The sequence below is a fragment of the Mesorhizobium sp. M0047 genome, from assembly GCF_040323315.1.
Lineage (GTDB): Bacteria > Pseudomonadota > Alphaproteobacteria > Rhizobiales > Rhizobiaceae > Mesorhizobium.
The window spans coordinates 1-13,639 of record NZ_JAMYUW010000029.1; the positions used below are offsets into that span (position 1 = coordinate 1).

The 13,639-nt window shown below is 62.1% G+C and carries 14 protein-coding genes; 5 read left to right on the forward strand and 9 right to left on the reverse strand.

The window, feature by feature from the left end; all coding sequences use genetic code 11:
- The first annotated feature begins 157 nt into the window (after positions 1-157).
- From urtB to NKJ89_RS23935, 5 genes are all read left to right on the forward strand, one after another.
- Entirely contained in the window at positions 158-1,771 is a 1,614-nt protein-coding gene (urtB, locus tag NKJ89_RS23915; protein WP_352606121.1) for an urea ABC transporter permease subunit UrtB, read from the forward strand.
- A complete protein-coding gene (gene urtC, locus NKJ89_RS23920; protein WP_352606123.1) occupies positions 1,768-3,000 on the forward strand; it encodes an urea ABC transporter permease subunit UrtC in 1,233 nt (410 codons plus the stop codon). The genes urtB and urtC overlap by 4 nt, the downstream gene beginning before the upstream one ends.
- A gap of 6 nt (positions 3,001-3,006) precedes the next feature.
- Positions 3,007-3,753 carry an urea ABC transporter ATP-binding protein UrtD gene (gene urtD, locus NKJ89_RS23925; protein ID WP_352606125.1) on the forward strand — a complete coding sequence of 249 codons (747 nt, stop codon included), beginning with the start codon at positions 3,007-3,009 and terminating at the stop codon, positions 3,751-3,753.
- 69 nt (positions 3,754-3,822) lie between these two features.
- The gene (gene urtE, locus NKJ89_RS23930; RefSeq protein WP_109669216.1) at positions 3,823-4,518 is read left to right on the forward strand and encodes an urea ABC transporter ATP-binding subunit UrtE; all 696 of its coding nucleotides are present in this window, start codon (positions 3,823-3,825) and stop codon (positions 4,516-4,518) included.
- Between the two features lie 271 nt (positions 4,519-4,789).
- The gene (locus NKJ89_RS23935) at positions 4,790-4,966 is read left to right on the forward strand and encodes a hypothetical protein (protein WP_023759335.1); all 177 of its coding nucleotides are present in this window, start codon (positions 4,790-4,792) and stop codon (positions 4,964-4,966) included.
- Between the two features lie 47 nt (positions 4,967-5,013).
- Here the strand turns inward: NKJ89_RS23935 and NKJ89_RS23940 are convergent, their stop codons facing one another.
- From NKJ89_RS23940 to NKJ89_RS23980, 9 genes are all read right to left on the reverse strand, one after another.
- Complete coding sequence (locus tag NKJ89_RS23940) at positions 5,014-6,165, reverse strand: GGDEF domain-containing protein (protein ID WP_352606127.1); 1,152 nt, start codon at positions 6,163-6,165, stop codon at positions 5,014-5,016.
- A 111-nt stretch (positions 6,166-6,276) separates the two neighbouring features.
- Positions 6,277-6,417: a hypothetical protein gene (locus NKJ89_RS23945; RefSeq protein WP_245266605.1), complete on the reverse strand. Its 141-nt coding sequence runs from the start codon at positions 6,415-6,417 to the stop codon at positions 6,277-6,279.
- Between the two features lie 282 nt (positions 6,418-6,699).
- Positions 6,700-7,503, reverse strand: a complete 804-nt coding sequence (locus tag NKJ89_RS23950) for a DUF72 domain-containing protein (RefSeq protein WP_352606129.1) — start codon at positions 7,501-7,503, stop codon at positions 6,700-6,702.
- Between the two features lie 41 nt (positions 7,504-7,544).
- Positions 7,545-8,009, reverse strand: a complete 465-nt coding sequence (locus NKJ89_RS23955; protein WP_352606131.1) for a GNAT family N-acetyltransferase — start codon at positions 8,007-8,009, stop codon at positions 7,545-7,547.
- 34 nt (positions 8,010-8,043) lie between these two features.
- Positions 8,044-10,965, reverse strand: a complete 2,922-nt coding sequence (uvrA, locus tag NKJ89_RS23960) for an excinuclease ABC subunit UvrA (RefSeq protein ID WP_352606133.1) — start codon at positions 10,963-10,965, stop codon at positions 8,044-8,046.
- A gap of 713 nt (positions 10,966-11,678) precedes the next feature.
- Positions 11,679-11,975 (reverse strand): hypothetical protein, encoded by a 297-nt coding sequence (locus NKJ89_RS23965; RefSeq protein WP_352606135.1) that lies wholly within the window; start codon positions 11,973-11,975, stop codon positions 11,679-11,681.
- Positions 11,976-12,165: 190 nt separating this feature from the next.
- Complete coding sequence (locus NKJ89_RS23970; RefSeq protein ID WP_023759329.1) at positions 12,166-12,771, reverse strand: ATP-dependent Clp protease proteolytic subunit; 606 nt, start codon at positions 12,769-12,771, stop codon at positions 12,166-12,168.
- 22 nt (positions 12,772-12,793) lie between these two features.
- Positions 12,794-13,300: an SRPBCC family protein gene (locus NKJ89_RS23975; RefSeq protein WP_352606137.1), complete on the reverse strand. Its 507-nt coding sequence runs from the start codon at positions 13,298-13,300 to the stop codon at positions 12,794-12,796.
- Complete coding sequence (locus NKJ89_RS23980; protein WP_023759327.1) at positions 13,297-13,611, reverse strand: ArsR/SmtB family transcription factor; 315 nt, start codon at positions 13,609-13,611, stop codon at positions 13,297-13,299. Before NKJ89_RS23980 ends, NKJ89_RS23975 begins: the two co-directional genes overlap by 4 nt.
- Between the last annotated feature and the right edge of the window lie 28 nt (positions 13,612-13,639).

Genomic DNA, 13,639 nt, shown 5'->3' on the forward strand with positions numbered 1-13,639 from the left:
CACCTTAATGGGGGGCTAAAAATAATCAATCTCCCCCCCCCGGGCGGGCCCTTTTTGTCCTTCCCCGGGGTTTATTTTTCCCCCCCGGGCGCGCCGGTCCGGCTCCCCCCGCCGCCCGCACGCCCAATTCAAACCTCCAAGGGGCTAACAGAAGCCGATGACCTTGATCCGCGCGGGCCTGACGCTGTTGTTCCTGCTGGCGATGCTGTCGTCATCGGGCGCAGGCGAGGCCGATCTGCGCGGCATCATCGCCAAATTCGCGACGGCCAAGGGCTTTTCGGAGACAGGAGCCGTCGTCCACGAATTGGCAGGCACCGGCGACCCGGCGGTGGAGCGGCCGCTTGCGGCACTCGCCGACGGCAATCTTTATGTCCGCAAGGCCGATGCCCTGGTGTTTGCCGGCAAGGAAGCAGGCGAGAGCGTCCAGCTTTTCGATCCGCTGAGCGGCGAAGCGTCGGGCGAAGCGGCCAAGGACGAAATCACCAAGATCAAGGTCAACAATACGCTGCGCCGCGTCATCCGCGATGCGCTGGGCACGCTGACGCTTGGCGCCAAGGATCCGACTGTCCGCATTGCCGCCGCCGACACCATGTTCAAGACACCCGATGCCGCAAACATCGAGCCGCTCGACACCGCGATCGCCAGTGAGACCGTGGCCAACGTCAAGGCTCTGCTCGAACAGGCTCGTGCGGCCTCCGTCCTGGTCTCCGACCGGCCAGACGCGGACAAGCTCGCCGCAATTGCACTCATCGGTGCACGGGGCGACCGTGATGCGGTTTCATTGCTGACTTCGGTCGAGGCGAATTCCCCGGATGCGGTCAAGCAAGCGGCGACAGCCGCGATCGCCACCATCAACTCGACACTGGCCTTCTGGGATGCGGGCCAGAACATCTGGTACGGCATTTCGCTTGGCTCGGTGCTGCTGCTGGCGGCAATCGGGCTTGCCATCACCTTTGGCGTCATGGGCGTCATCAACATGGCGCATGGCGAGATGGTCATGCTGGGCGCCTACACGACCTTCGTCGTCCAGCAGTTGATCCGTACGTCTTTTCCGGACCTGTTCGACTGGTCGCTGGTCATTGCACTGCCGCTCGCCTTCCTCGTCTCGGCTCTGGTTGGTCTGATCATCGAGCGCGGCATCATCCGTTTCCTTTATGGGCGGCCGTTGGAGACACTGCTGGCGACTTGGGGCGTCTCGCTGATCCTGCAGCAGGCGGTACGCTCGATCTTCGGGCCGACAAACCAGGAGGTCGGTAACCCCTCCTGGATGTCGGGCTCGGTCAATCTCGGCCAGCTTGCGATCACCTGGAACCGCCTGTGGATCCTGGTTTTCGCGCTCACCGTTTTCGCGGTACTGCTCTATGTCATGAAGCGCACGCCCTGGGGCCTGCAGATGCGCGCGGTCACCGCCAACCGGCGCATGGCCGCCTCGATGGGCATCAGGACACCGTGGGTCGACGCGCTGACTTTTGCCTTGGGGTCAGGCATTGCCGGCATCGCCGGTGTGGCGCTCAGCCAGATCGACAATGTCTCGCCCAATCTTGGCCGTGGCTACATCATTGACAGCTTCATGGTCGTCGTCTTCGGCGGCGTCGGCAATCTGTGGGGCACGCTGGTCGGCGCGTTCTCGCTCGGCATCGTCAACAAATTCCTTGAGCCCTATGCCGGCGCCGTGCTCGGCAAGATCGTCGTGCTGGTCCTCATCATCCTGTTCATCCAGAAGCGCCCGCGCGGCCTGTTCGCGCTCAAGGGCAGGGCGGTGGAGGCATGATCTCAGGACGCTTCTTCGCCGCCGGCGCGGATCGCCGCATTGCCATCACGATTCTCATCCTGCTGGCGGTGGCTGTCATCGTGCCGCTGCTTAATCTGGCGGTCTCGCCGACGAGCGCGTTCTACATCCCGTCCTATATCGTGGCGCTGACCGGCAAATATCTCTGCTACGCGCTGCTCGCCTTGGCGCTCGACCTTGTCTGGGGCTATTGCGGCATCCTTTCGCTCGGTCACGGCGCCTTCTTCGCGCTCGGCGGCTACGCGATGGGCATGTATCTGATGCGCCAGATCGGCTCGCGCGGCGTCTATGGCAACCCGATCCTGCCCGATTTCATGGTGTTCCTGAACTACAAGGAATTGCCGTGGTTCTGGACTGGGTTCGATCATTTCTGGTTCGCCGGCCTCATGGTGCTGGCGGTGCCGGGCCTGCTCGCCTTCGTCTTCGGCTGGTTTGCCTTCCGCAGCCGTGTCACCGGCGTCTATCTCTCCATTATCACCCAGGCGATGACCTATGCGCTGCTGCTCGCGTTCTTCCGCAACGACATGGGTTTCGGCGGCAACAACGGGCTGACCGATTTCAAGGATATTCTGGGCTTCAACGTGCAAGCCGACGCGACGCGTTCGGCGCTATTCGCGGCCAGCGCGGTGACGCTCGCACTCGCCGTTTTCGTCACCTGGACGATCGTCGGCTCCAAATACGGCAAGCTCTTGATGGCGGTGCGCGACGCCGAGAGCCGCACGCGCTTCCTCGGCTGGCGGGCGGAGAACGTTAAGCTGTTCGCCTTCACCGTGTCGGCTGTCATGGCCGGCATTGCGGGTGCGCTCTACGTGCCGCAGGTCGGCATCATCAATCCGGGGGAATTCGAGCCGGCCAATTCGATCGAGGTCGTCGTTTGGGCCGCTGTCGGCGGGCGCGGCACCATTGTCGGACCGATCATCGGGGCTTTGCTGGTCAATGCCGGAAAATCCTGGTTCACCGGCGTGCTGCCGGAGTTCTGGCTGTTTGCCTTGGGCGGGCTATTCGTCGCCGTCACGCTTTTGCTGCCCAAGGGCATCGTCGGCATGTGGGATTCCTGGCGTGGCAATGCCAAGGCGCTGCGGGCAGCCTCGATTGCCGAGGAAGCCGGCACCGATGCCGACGTCCCACTGCCGGCAAAGATTGTTCGTAGCGAAGCGAGAAAGCCCGGTGACTGGTCCGCGACCAGCCCCGAGCCGCAGCCGGCGGAGTGAGCGATCATGTCAAAGTCGAACACGATCCTCTATCTCGACGGCGTCTCGGTTTCCTTCGACGGTTTCCGTGCCATCAACAACCTGTCGCTGGTGCTCGACAAGGGCGATATGCGGGCCATCATCGGCCCCAACGGGGCCGGCAAGACGACGATGATGGACATCGTCACCGGCAAGACGCGGCCCGACGAGGGCGAGGTGTTCTTCGACGGAGAGGTGGATCTCACCAAGCATGACGAGGCCGAGATCGCCATGATGGGCATCGGTCGCAAATTCCAGAAGCCGACTGTCTTCGAAAGCCACACGATCGAGGAAAACCTTATGCTGGCGCTGAAGGGTCCGCGCTCGATCTTCCCGGCGCTGTTCCATCGCCGCTCGGCCCGAGAGACGAGGCAGATCGACGACATCCTCGGCATCATCCGGCTTGGCGACAAGCGGAACGACCTGGCAGCCAATCTCAGCCATGGACAGAAGCAGTGGCTCGAGATCGGCATGCTGCTGGCGCAGGATCCGAAGCTGCTTCTGGTCGACGAACCGGTCGCCGGCATGACCGATGCAGAGACCGAGGAAACCGCGCGCCTGCTCAAGGATATTGCGCGCGATCATTCGGTCATTGTCGTCGAGCACGACATGCATTTCGTGCGCGAACTCGGCGTCAAGGTCACCTGCCTGCACGAGGGCTCGGTGCTGTCGGAAGGCACACTCGATTTCGTGTCGGCCGACGAGCGAGTCGTCGAAGTCTATCTGGGGAGATGAGCATGGTCTGGCGGGTTCAATTCCATCGCTTCGATCTGTCGTTTCTCAGGTTCTGGAGAAGGCGCTGACATGCTCGAAGTTTCCAATGCCACGTTGCACTACGGCGCCGCCCAGGCGCTGCGCGGCGTGTCGCTGAAGGCGGGCGCGGGCAAGATCACCTGCGTGCTCGGCCGCAACGGCGTCGGCAAGACCAGTTTGATGAGATCGATCGTCGGCCACCACCGGCTGACGAGCGGAAGCGTTGCCTTCGAGGGGAAGGCGCTCGACCGGAGCGCGGCGTATGACCGCGCCCGGTCGGGCATCGCATTCGTGCCGCAGGGCAGGGAGATCTTTCCGCTGCTCACCGTGCGGGAAAATCTCGAATCGGGCTTCGCGCCCCTGAAGCGGGCCGACCGCAACATTCCCGCGCATGTCTTCGAATTGTTCCCGGTGCTCAAGCAGATGCTCGGCCGGCGTGGCGGCGACCTTTCCGGCGGCCAGCAGCAGCAACTCGCCATCGGCAGGGCGCTGGTGATGCGGCCGAAACTGCTGGTGCTCGATGAGCCGACCGAAGGCATACAGCCGTCGATCATCAAGGATATCGGCCGTGCCATCCGCTATCTGCGCGACCAGGCCGGCATCGCCGTGCTTTTGGTCGAACAATATCTCGATTTCTGCCGCGAACTCGCCGACGAGGTCAACATCATGGACCGTGGCCTGATCGTCCATACCGGCCCGGCGGAAGATTTAGACCGTGCTGATGTACGCAAGTTCCTGACGGTGTAGAATCGTCGCTGGACTTCAGTTGACGATCCGAAGTCCTTGGCAAGTCCAATATTTCTCCGATCCAGCCATCTGCGTCACTGGTGCGCCACAAGCTGCGTGCTAGTCTTTTCCGGGGCTTTTGTGAGTCGGCCGCTTCCGTATCAGTCTGGTTCATCGCAGATCGAGGGCGTGGCTAGCACCGGGCAAGTTTCACGCAAGCAAGGCTTCCTAGCTTCTCTCCTGCGATCTCTGTCGTTCAAACGCGTTTGGGCACACAGGCCAAGGGACAGCCATGGAACGTTATGTCGAGGACTACCAGAAGCGGCGGCTTACCGAGCGCGTCGATATCATCACCGCCATCAACATCTTGAAGTCCCAAGGCTACGGCCATGACGACCTGATCGAGGAGATCACCAAGGTCTTCTATGTCGACCTGGACGCTTTCAATGAAATCGTCATGGCGGCATAAGAGCCGCAATCTCTCCGGGCCGTCGCCATGGCATAGATGCGCGTGGTCTAACCCACGCGCCGTAATGCCGAGGCGGTGACGCGGTTGCGGCCGCCGCGCTTGGCGGCGTAGAGCGCCTTGTCGGCGGCGCTGAGCACCTTGTCGAAGCTGAGGCCCTCTTTGGTGCCGAAAGCAAATCCGGCACTGACCGTGCAAATCAGCGAGCCTGTCTCGGTTTCGATGCGACGCGCGGCGAAAGCTGCCCGGATGGATTCGGCGGTGGCTTCCACCGTTTCGGGCAAGGTCCGCTTCAGCACCAGCGCGAATTCCTCGCCGCCCATGCGCGCAGCGACATCGGCCGGGCGAAGATTGCCGGCGAGATCCCTGGCGAACACCCTCAGCACTTCATCGCCGGCGGCATGGCCGAATTCGTCGTTGATGGCCTTGAAGCCGTCGAGGTCGAACACCACCACGGCCGTGAAGGCGCCGACGGGCGCATCGCCGTGCATGTCGAAAAGGGCTCGGCGATTGAGAAGGCCGGTCAGCGGATCGGTCAGCGCGTTGCGGCGGTGATACTGTGCCAGGCGCCCCTGGTTGAGTGCCAGCGAAAGGGAGCCGATACCGGTCATGCAGGCGATGACGATGACCAGGCTGAGGTCCTCGGCCCAGTTGCTCGGCGCATGGCCGAGCACAAGCTTGCCGTCCGATGCCAGAACCATGGCGCACAGCACGAAGGATACGGCGGTGATCGAATAGAGCGCCGCGACCCCGATGATCGGGGCAGGGGATTCGGCACGGCCCTTCCAGTATTCGAGAGCGGTGGCGAAGAGCAGCAGCGCGGCAAAAAAATTCTCCAGCATGAACCCCAGTCCGTCATAGCCGAGCACCATCGGCGGCAGGGCTAGGGCCAGCGAGATGTTGGCGCCGAGCGCGATGCGCGGCAGCGGAGAGCGGCCCGTGGTGAACTGGTGGGCGGCGCCGAGCATGGTCGAGAAGCCGAGCAGCAGCAGCGTAAATGAGGCGACGCCGAGCATCGGTCCGGGCTTGTCGATATAGGCTTTGTAGGTGAAGACGTCGCCGACAACCAGCAGCACGCTGGCCGCCCAGGTCAGCAAGAATTTCTCCGAACGCGCTGTAAGCCAGATGCCGAACAACGTCAGGCTGAGGCAGGCGGCGGAAAAGCCGACAGCGAGCAGCAGTGAGTTGTAGTCGAGTGACATGCCCTCTTCCTTGCCCGCGCTGGAGCAACTCTGCGCCCAACTGGATTCATGCAGCAAGGAAGTATCGATAAGGTTACGATATCAGTGAAGATGTCGAGATTCCGCAGAGTATCAGAAGAGCGCCGACAACAACAGCAGCGCCAGGCCAATGCCCATCATCAACAGGCCTGGCCAATTCTGCGACAGGCCGAGGAAACTGAGCCCCCGCCGGCGTGGCTCGAGCGTCGGTCCTGGTGTTGCGAGGTGTGGCATCGGGCGATCCGGAACGACAGGCGCAGGATCGCTAAGCCTCCCGCGCCAAAGGACGGCGCCTGCCATGTACACAACGCCAGCGACAGTAAGCAATGCTCCGAGGAGGATGATAGCCATTTGTCGTTGCCCTTTTTCAAGTCCCTGCTTCCGATGCAGGAACTTGCGGGATCGTTGGCTCAGCGTTCGCGATGTCGCAAACGTCGCCATCTGCCAGGATAAAACGATCAATGCGCCGGGCAGGTTCCAACAACAATCTAAGGCGCCTGATGGAGGTTCGCCGCTCTAATTCACTCGCTTCATCAATGCCATGGCGCCGAACGGCGCGCGCACCTTGCCCTCGGTGATGAAGTAGACGAACACGTCGCGCGGCTGGACTGGTGCATCGGTACCGGGATCGGCACGCCGCAGGTCGGCCGGCTGCTTGCCCTCCGCCCAGGTCTTTGCACGCGCGGCCCATTCATCGAGACCCTTCGACGTGTAGCAATCGGGATTGTCGTCGCTGCCGGTCTGCAGCCGTGCATAGACGAAATCGGCTGTAACGTCGGCGATGTCGGGATACTTGGCATGATCGGCATAGACGATCGCCGCCTTGTGTCTGCGCGCCAGCGCCACGAATTCCGGCACGATAAAGCTATCGTTGCGTACTTCAAGCGCGTGGCGCAGCGCAACGCCGTCCTGTTTTTCCGGCAGCAGTTTCAGGAAGGCTTCGAAGTCATCCGGATCGAATTTCTTGGTCGGCGCGAACTGCCACAGGATCGGCCCAAGCTTTTCACCGAGCGCGGTCACGCCTGAGCCGAGGAAGCGCATTATCGATTCGCCGGCCTCGCCGAGCATGCGGCGGTTGGTGACGAAGCGATTGCCCTTCAGCGCGTAGACGAAACCGTCCGGCGCTTCGCTGGCCCATTTGACGAAGGTCGGTTCCTTGAAGCTGGAATAGTAGGTGCCATTGACCTCGATGGTCGGCACCTGCCGGCTGGCGTAGTTCAGCTGCTTGGCCTTGGAAAGCTTGTCGGGATAAAAGGACGTATCCCAGGGCTCGAAGGTCCAGCCGCCCATGCCGGCGCGGATTGTTCCCGATGTGCTCATTGTCATCCTCCCAGTGAAGAAATCTGGCCAGTGAAGAAAAATCAGGCCGCTTCATCGACTGGCTTTGCCATGTCGACGAGCACCCAGCCTGGCCGGTAGGGATTGGGCCTGCGACCCGTTTCATGGAAACCATAGGCCAGATAGAGCGCGATGTTCCGCTCCATCCTGGCGTTGGTGTAGAGCCGCACCTCGGGCAAGCCCCAGAGGCGCGTCTGTTCGTCGGCGTGTTTGAGCAGGGCGACGCCGAGGCCCTTGCCTTGGAAGGCCGGGGCCACGGCGACGGAAAAGATCATCGCGTGATCGTCATGCCGCTCCAGCGTGAGCACTCCGGCAAGCTCGCCGCCGCTCTCCAGCAGCCAGACCTCACCGCGCTCGATGCGCGGAGCGTAGTCCTCGGTGACCGGGATCGGCGGCGCGCCGAACAATGCGGTGTAGGGAGCATAGGCGGCTTCGGTCAGCGACACGACAGTTTGGAGATCACCGGCCAGCGCTCTTCTGATTGTCATTCAAAAGCTCCCCCACGTGCCGCCGGTCCGATCATCACTCCGCGGCTTCGCGCTTGCCTCCGGGGCGTCGCTCCAGCAGCTCCTTGAGGAACTGACCGGTGTAGCTGCGCTTCTCGCGCACGATTGCTTCCGGCGTGCCGGAGGCGACCAGTTCGCCGCCGCCATCGCCACCTTCGGGGCCGAGGTCGAGCACCCAGTCCGCGGTCTTGATCACTTCGAGATTGTGCTCGATGACGACCACCGTGTTGCCTTGGTCGACCAGCTCGTGCAGCACTTCCAACAGTTTGGCGACGTCGTGGAAGTGCAGGCCGGTGGTCGGCTCGTCCAGGATGTAGAGCGTCTTGCCGGTTGCCTTGCGCGACAGTTCCTTGGCGAGCTTGATGCGCTGCGCCTCGCCGCCGGACAGCGTCGTTGCCTGCTGGCCGATATGGATATAGCCGAGGCCGACCTGCTTCAGCGTATCGAGCTTGTCGCGCACGCCCGGCACCGCGGCGAAGAAATCGACGCCTTCCTCGACGGTCATGTCGAGCACGTCGGCGATCGACTTGCCCTTGAACAGCACATCGAGCGTCTCTCTGTTGTAGCGCTTGCCGTGGCAGACGTCGCAGGTGACGTAGACGTCGGGCAGGAAGTGCATCTCGATCTTGATGACGCCGTCGCCCTGGCAGGCTTCGCAGCGCCCGCCCTTGACGTTGAACGAGAAGCGTCCCGGCTGATAGCCGCGCGCCTTGGCTTCTGGAAGGCCGGCGAACCAGTCGCGGATCGGTGTGAAGGCGCCGGTGTAGGTGGCCGGATTGCTGCGCGGGGTTCTGCCAATGGGCGACTGGTCGATGTCGATGACCTTGTCGAGAAATTCCAGGCCCTCGATGCGGTCATGATCGGCCGGGTGTTCGCGCGAGCCCATGATGCGGCGCGAGGCGGCCTTGAACAGCGTCTCGATCAGGAAGGTCGACTTGCCGCCGCCCGAGACGCCGGTGACGGCGGTGAACGTGCCGAGCGGGATTTCCGCGGTGACATTCTTCAGATTGTTGCCGCGAGCGCCGACGATCTTGAGGCGCCGGTTCTTCTTCGCTTCGCGGCGCACGTCAGGCGTCGCCACTTCGAGCGCGCCCGACAGATATTTGCCGGTGATCGAATTGGGGTTGGCCATGACTTGCTGCGGCGTGCCCTGGGCGATGATCTCGCCGCCATGGATGCCGGCGGCCGGGCCCATATCGACGACGTAGTCGGCATGCAGGATGGCGTCCTCGTCATGCTCGACGACGATCACCGTGTTGCCGATATCGCGCAGGTGCTTGAGCGTGTCGAGCAGGCGGGCATTGTCGCGCTGATGCAGGCCGATCGACGGCTCGTCCAGCACGTAAAGCACGCCGGTGAGGCCGGAGCCGATCTGCGACGCCAGCCGGATGCGCTGGCTCTCGCCGCCCGACAGCGTGCCGGAATTGCGCGACAGGGTCAGATAGTCGAGCCCGACATCGTTGAGGAAACGTAGCCGCTCGCGGATTTCCTTGAGCACACGCACCGCGATCTCGTTCTGCTTGTCGTTCAGCGAGGCGGGCAGGTCGGTGAACCACCGGTCGGCCTTGCGGATGGAAAGCTCGGTGACTTCGCCGATGTGCTTGCCGGCGATCTTCACCGCCAGCGACTCGGGCTTCAGCCGATAACCTTTGCAAGCCGGGCAAGGTGTGGCCGACATGAAGCGCTCGATCTCCTCGCGCATCCAGGCGGATTCGGTCTCTTTCCAGCGCCGCTCGAGATTGGGAATGACGCCTTCGAAAGTTTTCGTGGTCTTGTAGGAGCGCAGACCGTCGTCGTACTGGAAGGTGATCTCGCGCTCGCCGGTGCCGCGCAGGATGGCTTCCTTTGCCTCTTCGGTCAGGTCCTTGAACTTGTCGCCGAGCTTGAAGCCATAGGCCTTGCCAAGCGCTTCCAGCGTCTGCGCGTAATAGGGCGAGGTCGACTTCGCCCATGGGCTGACGGCGCCGTCGCGCAGCGAGATGTTTTCGTCCGGCACTATCAAATTGCCGTCGATGGCGCGCTGGCTACCGAGACCGTCGCAGGTCGGGCAGGCGCCGAACGGATTGTTGAACGAGAACAGGCGCGGTTCGATTTCCGGAATGGTGAAGCCGGACACCGGACAAGCAAATTTTTCCGAGAACAGGATGCGCTCATGCGTCTCGTTCTTCGACTTGTTGACCGAATCCTCGCCGGTCTGGCTGGCGTCGAGCGGCTTGTCGGCGAATTCGGCGACCGCCAACCCATCGGCCAGCTTCAAAGCGGTTTCGATGGAGTCGGCAAGCCGTGTCGCCAGATCGCCGCGCACGACGATGCGGTCGACGACGACGTCGAGGTCATGCTTGTACTTCTTGTCCAGCGCCGGCACGTCGGCGATTTCATAGAAGACGCCGTCGACCTTCACGCGTTGAAAGCCCTTTTTCTGCAACTCCAGCAGTTCCTTGCGGTACTCGCCCTTGCGGCCGCGCACCATCGGCGCAAGGATGAACAGACGGGTGCCTTCCTCGACCGCCAGCACGCGGTCGACCATCTGCGAAACCGTCTGGCTCTCGATCGGCAGGCCGGTGGCCGGCGAATAGGGGATGCCGACGCGCGCAAACAACAGGCGCATGTAGTCGTAGATCTCGGTGACGGTACCGACCGTCGAACGCGGGTTCTTCGAGGTGGTCTTCTGCTCGATCGAGATGGCAGGCGACAGGCCGTCGATCTGGTCGACGTCCGGCTTCTGCATCATTTCGAGGAATTGCCGGGCATAGGCCGACAGGCTCTCGACATAGCGGCGCTGCCCTTCGGCATAGATGGTGTCGAAAGCAAGCGAGGATTTGCCGGAACCCGACAGGCCGGTCATGACAATCAGGCTGTCACGCGGCAGGTCGAGATCGACATTCTTCAGATTGTGTTCGCGCGCCCCGCGAATGGAAAGATATTTATGGTCGGCCATCGCCGGTCGCCGCCTCAGAATCTGGAATTTCCTGGAATGGCGAGTTTCCCAGCCATCCCCTATGTAGGTAGTTTTGCCGCCGCGTCGAGAGACGCCACAATTCCCAACAAAAGCGTTTAACCGTCTTTCGCGTAAACGGGCAAGCGGAAAGAACAAAGACCGAACACGCTCCTGACAAAGCTGTGCAAAAACTGACCTGTGCGTAATCTCCGGGCGATCACATTTTTCGGTATCTGTCTATTGCCGGTTGACGTCCCCGACACACGGGGGCAGACTCCGGCAGTCAACGAAGCCGGCCGTCTTTCGATGGTCTCGCCGCCCGGAGGCGGCCTGCGAGACGCCGCAGGCATTAGCGATTTGTGCTTCGAGACGACAACGTTGGAATGGACAAAGGAGCGGAGCTATGACGCCACCGGATCGTCCCCCAGGGTTCCAGTTGTTACTGGAGCCGCGGCAGGCATAAGTGCCAGGGTCTAGCGTTTTCGCCACCCGACAAACCGTGACCTGCCATACTCCGTAAAAATCAGAGACTGCAGTCGGATCGTCGGCTGACGCCGCGTTGCATCCGAAATCAAATGCCGGCAGTACGCCCCCGGTAGAAGTTGGATTTGAGATCCAAAAAGGCCCCGTCCGTTTGCGCAAAGCACGGCGGGGCCATTTATGTGCGGATTGTCTTGTTGGCGATATGGCAGCGCAGCACGCCGACACCACTATCAGTGGCGCGGCTGCCGGATTGAGCCGGCTCCGACATCGACGGTGATGCTGCCTGAAATCCTGACATCCGTGTCACCGATCTTGAACTGGCCGTTGCCGTTGCCGGGAAATGCGTCGTCGGGTTCGGGCTCGGGAGCCGGTTTGGCGATGCGATAATCGCCGGCCACGCCGGGCAGGGCCCTTTTTTGCGCCTGCGCCGAACTATCGTCTGCGAACGCCGACCCGCTCGAGAGACACGCGAGCGCTACAATGGCGATCACACGGTGCAATGTTCTGGGCGGATGAGTGTCGATCATCCCAGGATGATAGTGGCATGCCGTCGACGGGACCAGACCGACATCGTCAATCTTCCAAAGCGTGTCGTGTTTCGAGAACGGATTCAGGCGACGCGTTTTAGCCCTTTGTCTTTATGCATGTCATTCTCCCAAAACCGGGCCACTTTGGGCGACAACTTGAGCGCCGGCGGGAATGCGATCCGGCCCACTTTTATGCCGCCTTTTTTCGCGTGTCGAAGACATGGTCGACGATGCCCCAGGCCCGGGCCTCGCGGGCGGTCATGAAGTGGTCGCGGTCCAGCGTGCGTTCGACCTCTTCATAGGTGCGGCCGCAATGCTGCGCATAGAGTTCGGCCATGTGCCGTTTCGTCTGGACGATGCGCTCGGCATGGCGCTGGATGTCGGAGGCCTGACCCTGGAAGCCGCCAAGCGGCTGATGCAGCAGGATGGTGGCGTTCGGCAGTGAGATACGACGCCCGGCCGTTCCTGCCATCAGCAGGAACGAGGCCATCGAGGCGGCAAAGCCCATGCACACGGTCGAGACCGGGCAACTGATGTATTGCATCGTGTCGTAGATGGCGAAGCCGCTGGTCACCACGCCGCCCGGCGAGTTGATATAGAGCGAGATCTCCTTGTCGGGATTGTCCGATTCCAGCGACAGCAACTGTGCGCAGACCAGCGCAGAGATGTCGTCGTTGATCTCGCCATTGATGAAGACAATGCGTTCGCGCAACAGCCGCGAAAAGATGTCGAAGGCGCGTTCGCCGCGGCTCGATTGCTCGATGACCATCGGCACCAGACTGGCAACACCGCTCATGATCTTCTCTCCATTGTCCTGTTCAGGCTGCACGCAACAAGAGGCGAGGCGTGTTTGCGGCGATTGGCTTGCGTGAATCGGTTGCGTCGAGTGAAAGCCGGCAGTTGGCGCCCGCCATGGCGACCGCGGGCATTGCCTTGCGGGCGAAGCCGTCATGGACAATGCGCAGATGGGTGCCGCCGGAAACTGTAGGGGCAAGTGTGAAGGTGACAATGCTGTCCAATGCGCTGTCGAGGCTATCCTGTCGCGCGGCGTCGCCTGGCTGCTCCCGCCAGGAATAGCGCAGCAGCTTCTCCGGCTCGGCGTCGAGAATTTCGCATTCGATCGCTGCGTCCGGCCCGGCGAAGGCAAAACGATTGCCGGTCTGCGGCCTGATGTCGTTCGGCATCATCCAGGCGGCGAGCAACTCCGGCACGGTCAGAGCCCGCCATACCTTTTCCGGCGGCTCGGCAAGGTCATACTCGAATTCGATCGCATCGGGAGAGATCTCGCGATGGCTATCGGCCTTCATCGATCGAACGTTTTTCATTGGTCCATGTCCTTCAAAACCGCCTTCAGTCTTTCGATGCGTTCCGGCCAGAAGGTCCGGTAGCGTTCGATCCAGGAGAGCAAGGGGGCGAGCCCTTGCGGGTCGGCGCGGTAATAGGCGTTGCGGCCGGCGCGGCGCTCGACCACCAGGCCGGCGCCGCGCAGCACCGCCAGATGCTGCGATACCGCCGGTTGCGACACCGTCATGCCGGTGCGCAATTCCGATACCGTCATTTCGCCAGAGGCGAGCCGCTCAAAGACGGCTCGGCGCGTCGGGTCGGCCAGGGCCCGGAAAATCTCTGCTTCGATCATGGCCAAAGCATAAGTCTACACTTATTGA